Annotated in this window: 14 protein-coding genes; 6 read left to right on the forward strand and 8 right to left on the reverse strand. The window is 52.7% G+C overall.

What is annotated here, in order from left to right:
- Positions 1-687: 687 nt before the first annotated feature.
- The 3 genes from BST81_RS17200 to BST81_RS17210 all read right to left on the reverse strand — a co-directional run bounded on the left by BST81_RS17200 (position 688) and on the right by BST81_RS17210 (position 3,077).
- Positions 688-1,149 carry a tRNA (cytidine(34)-2'-O)-methyltransferase gene (locus BST81_RS17200; RefSeq protein WP_075599737.1) on the reverse strand — a complete coding sequence of 154 codons (462 nt, stop codon included), beginning with the start codon at positions 1,147-1,149 and terminating at the stop codon, positions 688-690.
- Between the two features lie 127 nt (positions 1,150-1,276).
- The gene (gene gshA, locus BST81_RS17205) at positions 1,277-2,428 is read right to left on the reverse strand and encodes a glutamate--cysteine ligase (RefSeq protein ID WP_075599738.1); all 1,152 of its coding nucleotides are present in this window, start codon (positions 2,426-2,428) and stop codon (positions 1,277-1,279) included.
- Between the two features lie 175 nt (positions 2,429-2,603).
- A complete protein-coding gene (locus tag BST81_RS17210; RefSeq protein ID WP_075599883.1) occupies positions 2,604-3,077 on the reverse strand; it encodes an EVE domain-containing protein in 474 nt (157 codons plus the stop codon).
- 108 nt (positions 3,078-3,185) lie between these two features.
- On the opposite strand from BST81_RS17210, the gene BST81_RS17215 reads away from it, so the two are divergent.
- A complete protein-coding gene (locus BST81_RS17215) occupies positions 3,186-4,229 on the forward strand; it encodes an aromatic ring-hydroxylating dioxygenase subunit alpha (RefSeq protein WP_075599739.1) in 1,044 nt (347 codons plus the stop codon).
- Between the two features lie 24 nt (positions 4,230-4,253).
- Here the strand turns inward: BST81_RS17215 and BST81_RS17220 are convergent, their stop codons facing one another.
- Both BST81_RS17220 and BST81_RS17225 read right to left on the reverse strand, forming a co-directional pair.
- Positions 4,254-4,886 (reverse strand): pseudouridine synthase, encoded by a 633-nt coding sequence (locus BST81_RS17220; RefSeq protein ID WP_075599740.1) that lies wholly within the window; start codon positions 4,884-4,886, stop codon positions 4,254-4,256.
- Positions 4,873-6,348: a diguanylate cyclase gene (locus BST81_RS17225; protein WP_216351377.1), complete on the reverse strand. Its 1,476-nt coding sequence runs from the start codon at positions 6,346-6,348 to the stop codon at positions 4,873-4,875. Before BST81_RS17225 ends, BST81_RS17220 begins: the two co-directional genes overlap by 14 nt.
- Before the next feature lie 330 nt (positions 6,349-6,678).
- Here BST81_RS17225 and BST81_RS28140 point away from each other — a divergent pair, with 330 nt between their 5' ends.
- Positions 6,679-6,843: a hypothetical protein gene (locus BST81_RS28140; protein WP_171974786.1), complete on the forward strand. Its 165-nt coding sequence runs from the start codon at positions 6,679-6,681 to the stop codon at positions 6,841-6,843.
- Between the two features lie 48 nt (positions 6,844-6,891).
- On the opposite strand, the gene era is transcribed toward BST81_RS28140, so the two are convergent.
- Positions 6,892-7,851, reverse strand: a complete 960-nt coding sequence (gene era / locus BST81_RS17230; protein ID WP_253188351.1) for a GTPase Era — start codon at positions 7,849-7,851, stop codon at positions 6,892-6,894.
- A gap of 77 nt (positions 7,852-7,928) precedes the next feature.
- Positions 7,929-8,762, reverse strand: a complete 834-nt coding sequence (locus tag BST81_RS17235) for a photosystem II manganese-stabilizing polypeptide (RefSeq protein ID WP_075599742.1) — start codon at positions 8,760-8,762, stop codon at positions 7,929-7,931.
- A gap of 1,069 nt (positions 8,763-9,831) precedes the next feature.
- Between BST81_RS17235 and BST81_RS17240 the strand changes: the two genes are divergently transcribed.
- From BST81_RS17240 to BST81_RS17255, 4 genes are all read left to right on the forward strand, one after another.
- The gene (locus BST81_RS17240) at positions 9,832-11,265 is read left to right on the forward strand and encodes an ATP-binding protein (protein WP_083636919.1); all 1,434 of its coding nucleotides are present in this window, start codon (positions 9,832-9,834) and stop codon (positions 11,263-11,265) included.
- A 120-nt stretch (positions 11,266-11,385) separates the two neighbouring features.
- Positions 11,386-12,792 carry an ATP-binding protein gene (locus tag BST81_RS17245; RefSeq protein ID WP_075599743.1) on the forward strand — a complete coding sequence of 469 codons (1,407 nt, stop codon included), beginning with the start codon at positions 11,386-11,388 and terminating at the stop codon, positions 12,790-12,792.
- A gap of 101 nt (positions 12,793-12,893) precedes the next feature.
- Positions 12,894-13,916 (forward strand): alpha/beta fold hydrolase, encoded by a 1,023-nt coding sequence (locus tag BST81_RS17250; protein WP_075599744.1) that lies wholly within the window; start codon positions 12,894-12,896, stop codon positions 13,914-13,916.
- A gap of 122 nt (positions 13,917-14,038) precedes the next feature.
- Positions 14,039-15,979 (forward strand): abortive infection protein, encoded by a 1,941-nt coding sequence (locus tag BST81_RS17255; protein WP_075599745.1) that lies wholly within the window; start codon positions 14,039-14,041, stop codon positions 15,977-15,979.
- Here BST81_RS17255 and BST81_RS17260 read toward each other — a convergent pair.
- The gene (locus BST81_RS17260) at positions 15,962-17,497 is read right to left on the reverse strand and encodes a hybrid sensor histidine kinase/response regulator (RefSeq protein WP_075599746.1); all 1,536 of its coding nucleotides are present in this window, start codon (positions 17,495-17,497) and stop codon (positions 15,962-15,964) included. The genes BST81_RS17255 and BST81_RS17260 overlap by 18 nt on opposite strands.
- Positions 17,498-17,509 lie beyond the last annotated feature (12 nt).

Below are 17,509 nucleotides of genomic sequence, written 5' to 3' on the forward strand. Positions count from 1 at the left end.
ACCTCCTATAAACCAGCGTTAACTGTCCTCACTTCACTCACCTCACAGAGCAGAGAGCTCGGTAGCACCATTGCTGTGTGACGTAAAACACGATTGGGAGCGACGAAGATCACTGAACGAAAACATAGCCTAGGTATGATTACCCTGGTTTCTTTTTGCTTAAACAAGCTTACACCACTTAACAAAAAATTCAAGTCCAAGATCTACCTTGAGAAAGTTTGCACTATTGAATGAGTCAGATGAACTGAGATGCATTGCAGGACTAGAGCGATGTTAAAGAGCCGTTTAAAATTGTCAAATGGAACTTTATGCTGATTCCCATAAAGAAATCATCAGTATATTCATGCAATCCCTGAATAGCCAATGCTGTCTTGTGATTAGCCTGCCTCTTGCTTCCTGGAGCTGACACAGCATGATTCATCTCATACACAGGCACTTCTATAACTTCAGGATGAAACCTGTAAATTGTACTTAGAAAGATTTTTAATCATTCCCTGTGGCGAGGGTTTATAGAAATTTCTTATACGAAAGGGGCCTTTTTTTAAAGTACTAATCGTGTCTTTTATTACAGAATTCCAAACTTTGCCTGGTGCAAAAAAGCCTGATGTGACTGAAGTGCGAAGGCTGTCTTTACGGATCAGTCTGAGGGTTTTAGCAGAATCAGCAGGGTAGATGACTGCCGTGGATTCAGGTCAGGTGACCTAATTGCCGCCTAGCTTCAAATAAGCCCAAAGCCGCACTGACGGAGAGATTTAAGCTGCGAACACCCGCCTGAGTCATGGGGATTCGGATGGTTTCGGCACAGTGGGCCAAGGCCCAGGCTGGGAGGCCAACGGTTTCACTCCCAAACAAGAGCCAATCATCCTCTCGATAATGAAAATTGACATAGTTGCAATTGCCGACGGTCGTAAATCCAAGCCATCGACCTCCCCGTTGTTGGCAGTATGTGTGGAAGAGTTCTAACGATTCGTGATAATGCAGGTCTACATAAGGCCAATAGTCTAAGCCTGCCCGTTTTAAATAGCGATCGCTGATTTCAAACCCCAAGGGCCCGACTAGGTGTAGTTCGGTTCCAGTAGCAGCGCAGGTTCTGGCTATATTACCGGTATTGGGTGGGATTTGGGGGTGAACCAGAACAACCTGTGGCATGGATCAATTCATCAATTCCTGGGGCAAACAAGTTGGAAAAGTAAAGAAATTCGATATATTTTACTTATGGGTCAGTAGGGAGGCATCTGGTTAGTTATTAAAATACTAACGATTGACCTGGATCCACTTATGCAACGAGTGGCTGACAAATTTCGCTTTCCAACTCTAGCTCCCGATCGGCCATTTTTTGAATCGCCTGGATAAAAGCGGCCTGGGGGCTACCCAGGGTCTCTTGGGCTTGTAACCACTGTTGGGCTTCGTTGCCCTCCCGGAGAATTTTCTTGAGTGGCAGCAGAAAGCAACTGAAGCCCTGGGCTTTGGCAACTGGCCAGACTTCGGCATAGAGTTGCTCAATCCATTCGCGGGCCGAAATGACCCGGCCATCTTGCCACTGTCGCAGGGAAGCGTCAAGGCTCGACTGGGCAACTGCAACTTCGTTGGCCTCAGTCAGTGCCACCAGATCGTCGGCTCGGGTGGTGGCGGGCAGGGTTGATTTCTGAAGGGGGTCCAATCCTGGATCGGCCAGCATTTGTTGCAGCCGGGCCTCCAGGAGTGCCGTAATCGCTAGCAGAGAAACGGGATCCGTGACCAGATCACAAATTCTCAATTCTAGGCGGTTGAGATTATAAGGGCGGCGATCGCCATTAGGGCGGACAGAAGACCACAAGTGGCGTACATTTTGCATCGTTCCGGCTGCCAATTGAGCTTCAGTCCAGCGAATAAAGTGAGTATGGCTTTCAAACAAGGGGACTGCAGCCGGTGTTTTGGGGAAAAGACCCCAACGGGTGGAGTGGTATCCGGTGATCTGGCCATCCAAAAACGGAGAGGCTGCACTCAACGCCAGCAGCAAGGGAGCTTCAACCCGGACCAGTCGGCAGGCTTGCAGAAGCCGTTCTGGATCGCTGATACCAATATTGATGTGAATGCTGGCCGTAACCACTTTGGTGCCATAGGTTTGCTCAATATAGGCATGGTAAGGATTCTCAGGATCAGAGCGATAAAAACGATCGCTGCCTCCCAGGGAAAGGGTACTGCCCGGCAGGAGGGTATAGTTTCCCAAACTTTGCAGGTATTGCCGCAGGTGCAGGCGAGGCCGTACCAGAGCGCACAGAAGGCGTTCATAGCGGCAGAGGGGTGGGGTGGTGTACTCTACGTTGCGGCTATCGGGTTCCCGGACAAAACCTTCCAGGGCCGCCACAATTTTGTCAGACAACCCAACGATGTCCCCTTCTGGGGTGCCAGTGTACATCTCAACTTCAAAGCCTTTGGTCAGGAGCACGACAGGTTTTCTCCTATAACAGTTTGCCTTTCCCTGAAGTACAGTCTGCACTGCAAAGTGATGGCTTGGAATCCTGCAGCAGGCTGAATTGTTGAAGCTGCTGAGGCTGCTCTATTGTCCCATGTTGGCGTGGCAGTTGCCTGTTTGGGCGATTTCTCTAGATGGATTCAGGATTTTAATCGCTGAGCGCCAGGATTTTTTCGGCTACAGATTCAGGAACTGGAAGGACAGATAGGCGATTGCCCTGGCGCACGACAACCAGTTCTTCAGCACTGAACTTTTGACGCAACTGTTCCAGAGGAATAATTTCTGGAAATACCTGGACAAATTCAACTTGAACGGTTTGCCAGCGAGGCTGTTCGGGGGTTGATTTGGCGTCGTAATACTTACTTTGGGCATCAAATTGGGTTGGGTCCACCACATCTGGCGTGATCACTCGCATGAGTCCTGCAATACCGGGAGGATTGGAATTGGAGTGGTAGAAAAAGACCAGATCCCCAGGTTGCATCTGCCGGAGGTAGTTTCGAGCTTGGTAGTTCCGGACTCCATCCCAGAGGGTTGTGCCGTCTCTCTGGAGGTCCGTAATGCTATAAACGGCTGGCTCTGACTTCATGAGCCAGTAATTCGGTGTGCTTGTAGACTTTGACATATTCATACGGTTGTATTCCATATATATAGATGATCAGGCGTTTCTGCTGGTTTAAATAGGAATAGTAAGCGTTACCTGCAACGCCCCTAATCGGATGTTTCCAAAAATATGACCATCTTTAACAATTGGGATGTGGTTGCTCAGGGCTGGTACATCGCCTGCGCCAGTCGATCGTTACCCCGTGAACAGGCCCGATCGGTAGAATTGTGCGGTCAACGGCTGGTGGTTTTCCGTGGGGTGGATGGGCGAGTTCGGGCGCTGGATGCCTATTGTCCTCATATGGGTACTGACCTGGGTATTGGTCGAGTGGAGGGAAACCAGATCCGATGTTTCTTTCACCACTGGGCCTTTGATGAGACGGGGCAATGTCAGAATATTCCCTGTGGAGAAGGAATTCCCCCCCAGGCCCAGGTGCGGGCCTACGCCGTGACCGAGCAGTATGGGTTTATCTGGGTGTATCCCGATCAGGTGGCCCCGGAAGGTCTGGCTGAGTTCGATGAGCTGCGCGGTCACCCGATCGTTTGCCAGGCTGATCGGGCTTTTGAGCGCAACTGTCACCACCATATCTGCATGATGAATGGCATTGATGCCCAGCATCTCCAGACGGTGCATCGCCTCCATGTACAGATGAATCTCTCCCTGCAGCAGAACCAGACTGGCACGATCGTGGACTTTACCCTGCACGGCCAGTTTCCAGCCACAACCTGGCGAGAAAAAATGGGTCGTCAGGTTCTGGGGCCGACTTACACCTACGCTATGCGCTATGCCCATGGGTGTCTGGGACTGTTAACCGTCATGAAAAATGTGCGCCTAGTGCCGCCTCTGCACATGATTTATGCCTATACGCCTGTGGCTCCTGGCAGAACCCGGATTCAACCCATTTATGTGACTCGACAGCGTCAGGGTCTGGGGGGATGGCTGGTCAGCCAGTTGCTCTTAGGACTGACCCGGCTGGCCTACTACCTGTTACGGGATGAAGATGGGCTGATTTACGACCATATCCAATTTTCTCCCCAAGCCCTGCTGCCCATCGATCGGCCGATCGTTGCCTATATGCAGTATGTGAATCGCCTGGAGCCTTCGATCTGGTCTAGAGTACCGCCCAGGTCTGCTGCAGATAGGACGCAGATACCGGTCAACGGTCAACCCTGACAGGCGCTGCCGTGGCTGTCCTGCTCAGGGTGACCCGATCGCTCGGGTCAGCAGAGATTTGCGTTCCGTTTCAGTCAGATCCCGCCACTCTCCTGGGGCCAGCCCCTGTAGGGTCAGGTGGGCGATCGCCACCCGGACCAGTCGCAGGGTGGGGAAGCCGACCGCAGCCGTCATACGGCGCACCTGGCGGTTGAGCCCTTCAGTTAAGACGATTTCTAACCAGGCTGTCGGGATACTTTTACGAGAGCGGATCGGCGGATCTCGAGGGGGTAGATCGGGGTCTTCTGGGAGGAGCTGGATCTGGGCCGATCGGGTCTGGCGTTGTTGTTTCACCCCTGCCCGCCGGGTCTGGTGGGAGAGGTTAATCCCCTGCCGAAGTTTTTCCAGGGCGGTTTCGTCAGGAATGTGCTCTACCTGGACCCAATAGGTGCGGGGATGCTGATATCGGGGATCGGTCAGCCAATGCTGTAGGGCCCCGTGATCGGTCAACAGAAGCAATCCTTCGCTATCTGCATCCAGGCGTCCGACGGGGTAGACCTTGGGAACCGGAATAAAGTCCTTCAGGGTTGGGCGAGACCCTGGATCCCTGCGATCGGTAAATTGGGTCAGAACCCCATACGGTTTGTAAAAAAGGATATAGCGATTAGATCTCGGCATGGGCTTGCAAGACGACCCGATCTCGCCCTTCCAACTTAGCCCGGTACAGGGCCTGGTCGGCGGCAGTAATTAAGGTGACAGGGGACGTGTCATGGTGGGGAACGATACCGGCAACCCCCAGACTCAGGGTAATCGATCGGTCTACCGAAGAGGTGTCATGCTGAATGCCCAGGGCTTTGACCTTAATGCGAATTTCTTCAGCCACATACAGGGCTCCCTCCACGGAGGTATTGGGCAGAATGACGGCGAACTCTTCACCCCCATAGCGGGCTACCAGATCAGCCGGACGCCGGGTGGCCTGACTGATGGCAAGCGCAACCTGCTTCAAGCACTCATCCCCAGCCTGGTGACCGTAACTGTCGTTATACCCCTTAAAAAAATCAATGTCGCACAAAATCAGGCTCAGATGGGTTTGCTCTCGGGCTCCCCGTCTCCATTCCTGTTGCAAGTATTCATTGAAGCGGCGACGGTTGGCCAACTGGGTCAGACCGTCTAATGTTGCCAGGAGATGTAATCTCTGGGTGAGCTTATGTAAGTTTTCATAGAGAATCGTATGCCGGATCGTGAGGGCGACCTGTCCAGCCAATTGCTCCAGGGCATCAATTTCAAACGGGAACCACTGCCGGGGCTGGGTACATTGATGTGCAACCAGCAACCCCCAGAGCGAATCTTCCAGCAAAATTGGAACTTCCAGGGCTGCTTGTACCTGGGCCTGCTGGAGAAACTTGATCATGGAGAGGGGGAGGTCAGCCTGATTGAGGTCAGGTGTACTGACAACGTGGCCCCGATTATAAAGTTCTCGCTTCTCAGCGAACCAGTTAGCATAGGCGATCGTTTGCTGCAGCGACGGAAGCATCGGCTGCACAGCTTCTGAAACCACGACCGCATCCTTGCTATAGCTAAATTTGTAGATCACGACCCGATCGGCCTCTAAAAAATGCCGAACCTCTGACACAGTTGTATTCAGGACCTCGTCCAGACTGGGCGACTCGCGCATTTGTCGGAGCAGTAGCGTCCGCAGCAATTGCTCCCGCTCCGTCTGACGACGTAACTCGTCAACCACCTTACCGGTTTTCAGCAAGCGCCTTACTCGGTGTCGGAGGACAGCAATTTGAATGGGCTTGGTAATAAAGTCACTGGCACCCGCCTGAAAGGCTTGGTCTACGGAAGCCCGATCTTCCAGGCTGGTCACAATTAAAATGGGGGTCCGATCGCCCCCAGGTAAGGATTGTAATTGCAGGCAGCAGGAGAAGCCGTCGATACCTGGCATGCGGGCGTCGAGCAAAATAATGTTGGGCTGCAACCGGGCAAAGCTTTCCAGGCAGGTTGTCCCGTCCGATGCTTCTGCCACCCGATAGCCTTCCTGCTCCATGACCCGACGGAGGAGAACCCGGATCGTTTCATCGTCATCTGCAATCAGAATTAACGGCGTCTCTTCAATGTGATTAAGATTGCCCATCATGCCTGAGTTCTTGGAGGGGAAAGTGTATTTTGCTGCTGAATAGGGTGGCCTTCAGAAGTATTCTCCGATGATACGACTGTTAGGGAAGGTGTGGGTGCTAGTCATTAATGTAACCTATTGCCATCAGGCCGATCTCGGATTAGCGGCTGCCCCCAATCCGGTAGGTCTGGATTCGGACTCAGCCTGTTGGGTCAGAATCCTATCACCCAGGCAAGGGAATTTTGGCCTGTGCTTTCTGACACAGGGGTTGCAGGCAACATTCGTCTTAAGGTTAAGGGTGCTCGTTTTCCTTGCCATTGATCAGCCTATTTTCCACGGTAGGAAACCTCAATGCCCTGGCTCTCCCATCTCTCCGACCTGAATGTGATTGAAACGGTTTATAGCGGCTGGCTGACTCCAGTGGAATTGCAGAAGTGCAGAAGGCTTCCCTGGAGACGATCGCCCTGGTTAAAACCTTTGGCAGTATCCGTTTTCTCTGGGACTGCCGGATGCTAGAGGGTGGCCATTCGATTGCAATCAATGGCCTGAAGGCTGGCACCCAGCCTATTCTTCTTCGACCCGATAGCCCAACTCAGCTAATCGACTGCGGGATTGCCGCCATTTAGGTTGAACTTTAACGAAGAGTTCCAGATAAACTTTACCGGCGATCAGTTTTTGCATCTGTTCCCGTGCTGCGCTCCCGATCGTCTTCAGCATGCTGCCTCCTTTGCCAATCAGAATTCCCTTTTGGGAATCCCGCTCGACGCAGATGGTGGCCAGAATTCTGGTAATCTCCGGTTCTTCTTCGACCCGATCGATGACAACGGCGACAGAATGGGGGACTTCTTCCCGCGTCAGGAGTAGAATCTGCTCCCGAATCAGTTCGCCCATGATGAACCGCTCTGGCTGATCCGTCACCAGATCGGGGGGATAGTAGTAGGGACCAGGGTCCAAACGATCGCTCAGAATCTGTTGTAATTCCTCCAACCCTAAGCCGGTCAAGGCTGAAAACTTGACGAGAGGCCAACTATAAGGTTCTACCAGGGTTGCATAGGTCTGATCCAGGTCATGGCCTGCTGACCCTGCCATCTCAGGGTTGGCCCTGTCCTGGATCTGCTGATCGGCCTTATTCAGCCCCAAAACGATCGGAGTTTCCGTCCCTTGCAGCAATTCGACAATGTAGCGATCTCCCCCACCGGCAGCTACGGAACAATCCACGACAAATAAAAGAAGATCCACAGCTTGAATGGCGATGCGAGCATTTTGAACCAGAACTCGTCCTAGTTGGTGATGGGGTTTGTGGATTCCGGGGGTGTCCACAAAAATCATCTGGGTCGTCGGCGTGGTTAGAATCCCCCGGAGACGGTTGCGGGTGGTCTGGGCTACCGGCGATGTGATGGCAATCTTCTGCCCCACCAAATGATTCATCAACGTGGATTTACCGACATTGGGCCGACCGATGATGCCAATGAAGCCCGATCGGAAACCCTCTGGAGCGGTAGGAATGAGCGGTGTTAGTTCCATATCGACCATGTAAAGGGGGGTACGGAATTCCGCACCCCCCCAATATCAGGCATGAGCCAAAATTTGAAGTTTGGTGATCAAGCTTGAGCGGGCTCAATGCGACCGTAGAACAGACCTCGAATCTTAACTTCGCTGGGTTCGCGAGAGCCCATATCAGTTTCTGAAGGCTGAATACTTTCGAAGGAACCAGCTAGTTCACCAGTGGCTCCGTCTACTTTATTCACCTGGAGGAAAATCTTGCCTGTACCGACATCAAAGCGTTTGATATTTTCTTTCTGAAGGTCTTCGGCATCTGCAACGGCAGGCAGGGCAACCGCGTTGTCATAGCCAGCCGTCAGACCCCGTCCCTTAGGATCCAGGAAGTTAGAAGTCCGGTATGAGGGAACCCGAAACTCACCTTCAAAGTCAACAGAGGCGTTAACACTGGTTACACCAGGCTGGCTTTGGGCCACCAGACCTTTAATCGAGAACAGGAAAGGAACTCGCTCCCCACCAGGCAGTTGCACCGTGATGGCCTGGAAGTCAAAACCGTCTTGCTCAGTGAATTTCAGAACACCACCAGAAGCAATTTCCAGATTACCCGAGACCTGATCGATCGTGGAGGTCTTCCGGGTCATCAGCTTGGCTGGAACGAATTCTGCCTTTGCCCGCTTGCTTGCTCCTTCCTCCTTCACATAGAACTCAGTGGGTTGCAGGCACAGGTTGGTCAGAACGTAGGATTTACCAGAGTCAAGTGGAATCGAACCCCGAGTAATATCACTGAGTTGGGGGCAGTTGTTTGCCAAACCGGTTCCTACAATCTGATCATATGTTAGTGATTCTCTCCCAACAGCTTGCGAGCCTCCGCTGCAGGCAGTTAGAAATCCCAGGCACAAAGCCAGGAATGCAACGATAAGAGCGCGATACCTCATAGTTACCTCAATACCAGTGTTATGAATCCCTTCAAATCACAATCTTAAAATAGAATGCTTGACCAAGGCTTCTTAGAGCATTTTACATGGCTTTGTGACGCCTGATATGTAGTCCTACCGATTCTCTGAATCCCCTCAAATCACGAGCAAGAAGCTAATCGGGTAGGTTTTTTTGTGAGTAGGGTTCAATCTGACTGGTTGACAAAACTCTGGTCAATAGAGTCAGGACTGGCCTTCGGGTTTGGCTGGTGCAACGTTGCACATAATGACTCCCTGCCCTATATCCATAAATCCCCTCTTGGGAGGGGGAGGGGTGGGTTCAACGCTCCTGCTCCCCTTTCTAGGCCTTGCCTTGGCCCTGCGGGCTATCCCTACCGACAGGGTATTTCACGCGAGCCTGCTGACTGGGGCCAAACTTTTCAGAGATTCTGTATATACGATAATCCAGGGTGGGAGAGGGGGCGCTACAAAAGTGAGATGCGTTAGGGACTCAAGCTCCTTGTCTGCTGCTCAGACATGCGAATAGGGTCTCTATTGGCACCGAAGCCTATTACTAGTCCGTTCAAGGAACTTTGCTGAAGTATTAGTTTCAGCAAAATTACTGTTGTGCTGTTCAGGAGAAATAGCGGAGTGCTTGTTGAACGGTTTTAATGGTTTTCTAATAGGAAACTCATTCATAGATCCGACCTTTAGATCAAGCATCTTTGGGATGAGCTTCGCTTTGCTGTAATGGGTCTTAAAAGAGGCTGATGAAAAGTGAAGAAGAGAATAATTCTGGATAAAAAAATGAAACTTATATGTGTTTTTCTCGAACAAAAAGATATTTTACGTCCTGATTTTAGATCGATTTACTGATTAATTAATAGGGATAAAACTTTTTCTGGATATGGCTTTTTGACCTCAAAGACTTTAATTTTGGTGTCCAGATAAAACTCTTCAATTGTGCAGAAGTTTAATGAGTGGTTAAGTGGAGATTATGATTTTTTGGCTGCAATTCTAATAGTGAACAGGCAAAATACATTTTATGAGGGTGCCCTGTGCTCATACCCCAAGCAAGCAGGTTTTAGCGATGTCTTTACAGATTAAACCTTCCCCTAAGTCCGATCGTGAGCCAGTGCCTGTGACTGCCCTCTCTCAGGCCGTTGGGTTCTCAGAAAACAGCCTGCAACCAGGGTCTCTCTCAACAGATACGGCCAAAAACCTGGCTTTGGATTCCACCCTGCAAGAACTTACCCTTTGTCGATTCCAGATTGAGACCGATCAAGTCTGCCGAGAAATTGCCCAGGTTTTTGATCAGGATCCCCTGATGCCCGGTGTGATCGTACTGGAGTCAGGGAATTTCTTTGGGATGATTTCCCGGCGGCGCTTTCTGAAGCACATGAGCCATCCCTTTGGTCCGGATCTGTTTTTGAGAAGACCGGTGCGCCTACTCCATGAGTTTATCAGTGACACTGTATTAGTTCTGACCGGCGAGGAGTCTATTATAAAGGCGGCTGAGCAGGCTTTAGAACGCCCATCAAAATTGCTCTACGAGCCGATCGTGGTCAATCTGGGATCTGCCGGGTATGGTCTTCTGGACATGCATCAGCTTTTGGTAGCCCAATCCCAGATCCATCAGTTAACCGTTCAGTTACTGCATGAGAAAACCCAGGCCCAGTTGATTCAGACTGAGAAGATGGCTAGTTTGGGGCAGATGGTTGCCGGGGTGGCCCATGAAATCTTAAATCCGATTAACTTTATCTGGGGCAATATTGGGTACCTCTCAAACTACAGCCAGGATTTGATTGAACTTCTCTCGGCTTATGAAGAAGAACAGCCGACCCCCTCTGCCAGGGTAGAGGAGATCAAGGAGGCCATTGAATTGGATTTCCTGCTGAAAGATTTGCCTCAGGTGATTGATAGCGTCAGATTGGGCTCTGAGCGGTTGCGGAAGATTGTCATCGGTCTGAAGACGTTTTCCCATATGGACGAAGTCAATCGGCGAGTTGCTGACCTGCACGAGTGCATTGATAATACACTTCTGATTCTGAACAACCGGCTCAAAACTGGAATTGAGGTTGTGAAGCATTATGGTAACCTGCCCCCAGTAAGCTGCTATTCCGGGCAACTCAGTCAGGTTTTCATGAACCTGCTCAGCAATGCGATCGATGCTTTGTTGGAGGAATGGACAGCCAGAAAAGAGGAACAGCATGATTTTCCTTCCGAGATCGACTGGCAGCCTCAGATTGTCATCCGCACCACCGTTCTACCAGCAGCCTCCGATCCCTCCCCTGAGCCTAAAGGCTGGGTTGTGATTCATATTGCGGATAATGGGCCAGGCATTCCGCTAGAAATTCAGAGCCGGATCTTTGAAACCTTCTTTACCACCAAACCTGTGGGTAAAGGAACTGGGCTGGGCTTGGCTATCAGCTATCAGATTGTGGTAGAGAAACATCAGGGGAAACTCAATTTCCAATCACAACCGGGTTCAGGCACTGAGTTTTCGATTCATTTGCCGCTTTAGCGAAAGAGTTATGGGTCAACTATCATTGGACTGGTGATGGACGGATGACGGTTGGCCCATAACAATTGACAATGAATAGTTCATCCTTGTTCACTGGTAATTGAGTGTTCCTGCGGTTGCATGGCATTGTCTGATGACTTCGGTGCTACTCTCATTCCTCCAAACCGCTCTGAAGGCAGTGGTCAGGACTTCAACCTGGATTCTACGCTACAGGAATTGAGGTTGTATGCCTTTGAGGCTGAGACCCATTGCACCAGCGTTGAGGTGCTGCGGGTATTTGAGAAATATCCGCTCCTGCCAGGGGTCATCCTGACAGATCAAGGGCAATACCAGGGAATGTTGTCCCGTCAGCAGTTGATGGAATATCTGGTGCGTCCCCATGGGATGGACCTGTTCCTGGAAGCCCCGATCACATTGCTGCACAGTTATGCTCGCCGGGATGTGCTGGTGCTGGCTGGTCACACTTCGATTCTGGTTGCGGCCCAGTATGCACTCCGACGATCGTCCGAGTATCAGGGGGAGCCAGTAGTTGTGAAACTGGACCCGATGACCTATCGCCTGCTGGATGTGCATGAACTCAATATTGCCTACTGGCAAATCCGGGGGATCGAGACCCAGGTCCGTTATGAACGGATGCAGGTGCAGATGATCCAGAGCGACAAGATGGCGAATCTGGGTCGCCTAGTGGATGGGGTAGCTCATGAGGTTCTGGATCCAGTCAGCTTTATCTGGGGAAATTTGACCTATGTCAGCGATTATGCTCAGAATCTGCTGTACTTGCTGGAAGCCTATGAAGCTCATGTCCCTAATCCACCAATTGAGATCGCAGCATTAGCAGAGGAAATTGAGTTGGACTATATCCGAAAGGATCTGTTGCGATCGTTCGATAGCATTAAAGCGGGGGCTGAGCGTCTGACCAAACTGGCGACCAGCCTGCAAAATTTCTGCCATATTGATGAGGTCTACCCTAAGCCAGCCGATCTACATGAATCGATCGATGGGATTCTCCTCCTCCTAAAGGGTCGCTTGGCCAGTGATATTGAGGTGATTAAACACTATGGGGATCTGCCTCCTGTGGTGTGTTACATTGGCCAGCTCAGCCAGGTGTTCATGAACATTATCAGCAATGCTGTGGGCACATTGCTGGATCAGGTGGTGCGGCAGCGTATCATCGCAGACTTTAACCCGACGGTGGCAGTTCCCCCCGAGGCTTCAGAACTAAAGCCCCGCATTGAAATTACAACCCAGGTGCTCTCGATCGAACCCCAGACTGCCGGAAGTTCAGAGTCTCGTTGGGTCTCTGTGCGCATTGCCAATAACGGTCCGCTGATCTCGGAAGATCGACAGAAACAGCTCCGGGAAGCCCTCTCCGAAGAACGACGGGCAGCCAAAGAAACCAGCCTCTCCGTTAGCTACCAAATCATCACAGCCAAGCATGGGGGCAAGTTGAAGTTGCGATCGCCCTGTTACACGATCGGAACAATTGCAACCGGAACGGAATTTGAAATCTTGCTCCCCATGATTTAGCTTGATCTTGGGCCAGAGCATGGCTTTCATAACATTTCCATAGGAGAATTTTCTGACTTGTCGGCTACGATGGGAATATTCTTAGCCAGTTTGCCTAACGCATGTCTGACTACACGACGATTGTAAAGACCCTGATGCAGCAAACCTGCGATCGAGAGGATGGCTTGCCCCTGCGGAATGAATCCTGTCGGTCTCGGTTTTTCCTCAAGTCTGCGCCTACTCAACGAGTCTGTCTCTTCTTTCATGGTTTTACGGCGGCTCCCTACCAGTTCGTTCCCATGGGGGAAACCTTCTTTAAGGCGGGCTATAACGTTCTGGTTCCCCTGATGCCGGGCCATGGTCAGGGTGGAGATTGGAATGCTAAAAACCCTGCCCCGCTGCCCGTCCAGAAGAAAATCTACCAGGATTTTGTGCTGCACTGGCTGGATATAGCCCGGACCCTGGGGCAGGATGTGATTGTGGGGGGGCTGTCGGCAGGGGGAACCCTGGCAGCCTGGTTAGCCCTGGAGCGTCCCCAGCAGATTTACCGGGCCATTCTCTTTGCTCCCTACCTGAGCAGTAGTAGCAGGGTGGTGGATATGTTTACCCGGGCTCTGGATACTTACTTCGAGTGGCAGGGATTGCCGGAAACTGGCATCCTGGGCTATTCGGGGTTTGCCTTGCCAGCCCTACGGGTGTTTCTCGATTTGGGGCAGATCATTCTGCAACGGGCCCAGCAGTATCCTGCGCCGCCCCTGTTCACGATCTCCAGTGAGAGTGATATTGCTGTCGATAATTACGACCATCGGACCCTGGCTGAAACGGTTCGGCAACGTCAGCCTCAGTCCTGGTATCACCTGTTCAGCCGGGTGCTGGATATTCCCCACACCATGATGACGGTGGCAGATGGCAACAAGTATCAAAACCTGTTGATCACCATGACGAAAGCCTTTGTGGAGAGTAATTTGACCTGGGCTGAAGTGGAGGAGATTGGCTATCGCATGGCCATGGGCAAGACCTTTCCAGCCGTAGTGGCTGAACTGAATTTGACCCAGAAGGTCTCACGGGATATGCCCGCCATGATGACGATGGTAGATAAGCGATCGATCGTCCAAGACCGGCAGGGCTTCCACAGGCGCATCTAGCTGGTTGAGTGTCTGCAGTCCCAGGCTGGGGGTGGAGCGGTTGCGGCCCAACCCACTCAACTGGATGGGCCTGGCCATCCCTGTCCAGACCGTTAACGATATCACAGCCCTGTGAGGCCTGAATGTCCACAGCCCCAATCTGGGATCACTGCTTCGATAGCCTCCAAGCCAGCCTGGTTTTGCTGAGTCTGGCCGTCCTGGGGCTGTTTTGGTGGCGGCAGCGCCAGCCAGTCCCGCCCCAACCCTCGAATTACGATCGGTATCGTCCAGATCCGTTCAATCACTGGGATACCTATCCGGTGGCGGGCATTGTTCCGCCCCTGGATCACCCTGTTGCCCCCTGGATGGGACGGTTGATCTTGCCGACTCCAGACCAGCGGACTCCGGGAGACTCGGTGTTGTTTGAAATTCACCATCAACCTTCCCAGGCTCCCCCCTTGGCGGGTGCCATCGTGCGCCTGCAATGGAGTCAGGAGCCAGCCGTTCAGGCTTATGTTCAGGCGGCGACTCAAAGCATTCAGTTCACCCAGACGACGATCGCCAGTCAACGGGCCGGTCGGCTCCATCCCGATCGCCTCAACCATTGGCACCGGGTCGGTCCTCTGGAGTCCCTGGCTGGGGCACGACCGGATGACAATGTCATGGTGCTATTGCGGGAGCCGGTCTTGGTCAGGGAGCCGGACGAAGAGGCGGTAGAAAATCGACTCACGGTCCAAATTGCGCAGGAACCGGTTCAGATCACGGGCTGTTTCTATACCCTGTTCACCGTGCTGGAACGATGTGATCCAGAAGATGACCGGTTTACGGTGCGTCATTTTAATCAACAGTCCGGCCAATTTGACGGGACTGCCGAGGTGATCCGGATTCCCCAGGTGGTAGCCGATCGGGATGGGATTTTCCGATCGACGAACCAGGGGTTGGAACAGTCTCCCTTGAATCGGGCTGGATGGTATGGCTACGGGGCCAGGGATATCCACGGTACTTTTGTGGTGCAGGCGCTAGAACCCCGTGCCCTGACCCGGTTGGAACCCGATGAAATCATTCTGGGGGTTGAGGCCGGGTTGCAGTACATCCATCAACAAAATTGGGCTGATACAGGAGGGAGAAAAGGGACCTGGCGCAGCACCCTCTTAGATCCATTGGCCCAGGATGTTCCAGCGGCGCTGGCCAGTTGGCAGGCAGGCGATCGGGCGCTTGTGATTCATCTTTATGGAGGTATGCGAGGGGAGCAGAAGGATGAGCGGGGCTGGTTGGGTCTGGTCACTGGCCATTTTGCTTACGGGCAGGCCACTGTGGTCCGCGATCCCCTCTCGGATGAGCTGCGCTTCGAGATTGAATACCAGCAGATCTACGCCCACAATGCGGATGGCATTATTGCAGGAGCCATGACCTGGGCAAACTATATGGGAGATTTGCAGCGAGGGTGGCTGGGCGATCGGCCTGTGTCTGATCTGATCATTCAATGGGATGTCATCACCCAGGATTATGAGTTTGACGGGCTGAAACTGTCTCCGCTAGGGGAGTTGTTGCGAGAGTTAAACTACGAGATGGCCCTCTGCCGCACTGGTGGAGGAACGGGAGCGACGATCGTGACGCCAGCCCGATCCTGTGTGCAGAATTCCAATCAGGCCCTATATCGGGCGCTGCATAACATGGAGCAGATCGTGCAGGCCCATCCAGAGATTACGTTTTGGCTGTACCATCATCCCGACCATCCCCAGACCGCTCGGTTTCACCAGTTAGTCGCCTTGGGTCGATCTCTGGAGCGACAACTCCTACCCTTGGGGTTTGTCCGGCGGGATTGGCAGAACAAGACAGATGAATTGGCCAGTCTGACTCAACCGGAGCCTCGCCTCCAGACACTGTTGCGGGCTCTGGAAACCTGGCGGACTATGCTGCCTCGTCTCGCCCACGATGAAATGGCCAGTCTCTTGTTAAAGCAGGGGGCAAAGCTCTGGGTTATCCGGACAAACCAGATTGGGGGACTCAATCCAGACATCCTGCCCTTGGCCCCGACGACGTTGTTGGGCGATCGCTCAAGACAATCAAATCAACCGTTGTAGGGTTGTCAGGAGAATCTCCTGGTTGAAGCTGCCTTTGGTGATGTAGGCATTGGCTCCTGCTTCAGCGCCCCGGCGTTTGTCGTCATCACTGGCCAGGGAGGTGACCAGGATAATCGGCATTTCATCGTAGTCCTGATGCTGACGAATCCGGGTGGTCAGTTCCAGGCCATCCAGATGGGGCATCTGGACATCGGAGATGACGGCATCAAAGGGGCGCGATCGCAACTTGTTGTAGCCATCCATTCCATCAACTGCGGTGATCACTTCATAGCCAGCTGCCTCCAGGATGCGCTTTTCCTGGGTGCGGGTGGCGATCGAGTCTTCGACTAGCAGCACGGTTGGGCGGGCTGGATTTCGCATGTCAGCCTGGAAATGCTCAACAGCGCTTCCCCGTTGCCACACCGATTTGATCAAATCCTGGGGATTCAGGATCATGCAGACTTCGCCGGTGCCCAGAATGGTTGCTCCAGACACATTGCGAACCCGCTTCAGTAGCTGGCTCTGGGGCTTGAGGACCACATCCTGTTCATCGACCAGGGTATCCACAAACAACCCCAGACGCTCCTGACCCACCTGCAGGATAATGCAGGGCAGGGAACCGGTCGGCAGGGAGGATTGCCCCGGTAGTTCCAGCAGATCGGAGAGATAGGCGACGGAAAGGGGGCGGTCATCGTGGACGATCGTCTCCCGCCCTTCCAGCGTGAAAATATCCTCCCGCTTAACCAGACAAGTGGTCTGGACAAACTCCACCGGGATCGCGTAGGGGATCTGGTTCAGGGCCACAATCAGCACATGCATGGTGGCCAGGGTGAGGCCCAGATGAATCCGGATCGTGCAGCCCTGACTAGGTATCGATTCCACCTGAATATGGCCCTTCAACTTCTCGACCTGGGTCTGCACCACATCCAGGCCGACTCCCCGTCCAGAGACTTCGGTGACCAGGGGGCAGGTGGAAAAACCCGGCGTGAAAATCAGGGATTGGATCTGGCTGGGGGAGAGGGTGGCTAGATCATCTTCCCGACAGAGCCCTTTTTTGAGGGCAGTCTGTTTGATCTTTTCCAGATCCAGACCCCGACCGTCATCTTTGACCTCCAGCACAATGCTGGTGGGGGTTTGATAGCCCCGCAGATGAATGGTGGCTGTGGCCGGTTTGCCCTGTTGTTCCCGTTCTGCAGGCAGCTCAATCCCATGATCCACAGCATTCCGCAGGATATGCATCAGGGGATCTTTCATCTCCTCCAGAATGCGTTTATCAGCGCGGGTGTCGCCACCTGCGATCGTCAGTTCGACCTGTTTGCCTTCCTGGCGAGCCAGATCCCGCACCATGCGGGGGAAGAGGTTGAAGATGGTGGAGAGGGGTAACAGGCGCAGGGTGCGGATACCTTCTTCTAGATCGTGACTGATGAGTTCCAACCGGGTGGTGTCTTCATTCAAGGCACTTTGCAGGGTCTTAACCAGAGAGCCGAACTGCTCCAGGCGTTGATCCATGCGGTTGTACAGGGCTTCCAGATGTTGCAAGGAACCATTGCC

This window comes from Leptolyngbya sp. 'hensonii' (assembly GCF_001939115.1).
In the GTDB taxonomy this organism is placed as follows: domain Bacteria; phylum Cyanobacteriota; class Cyanobacteriia.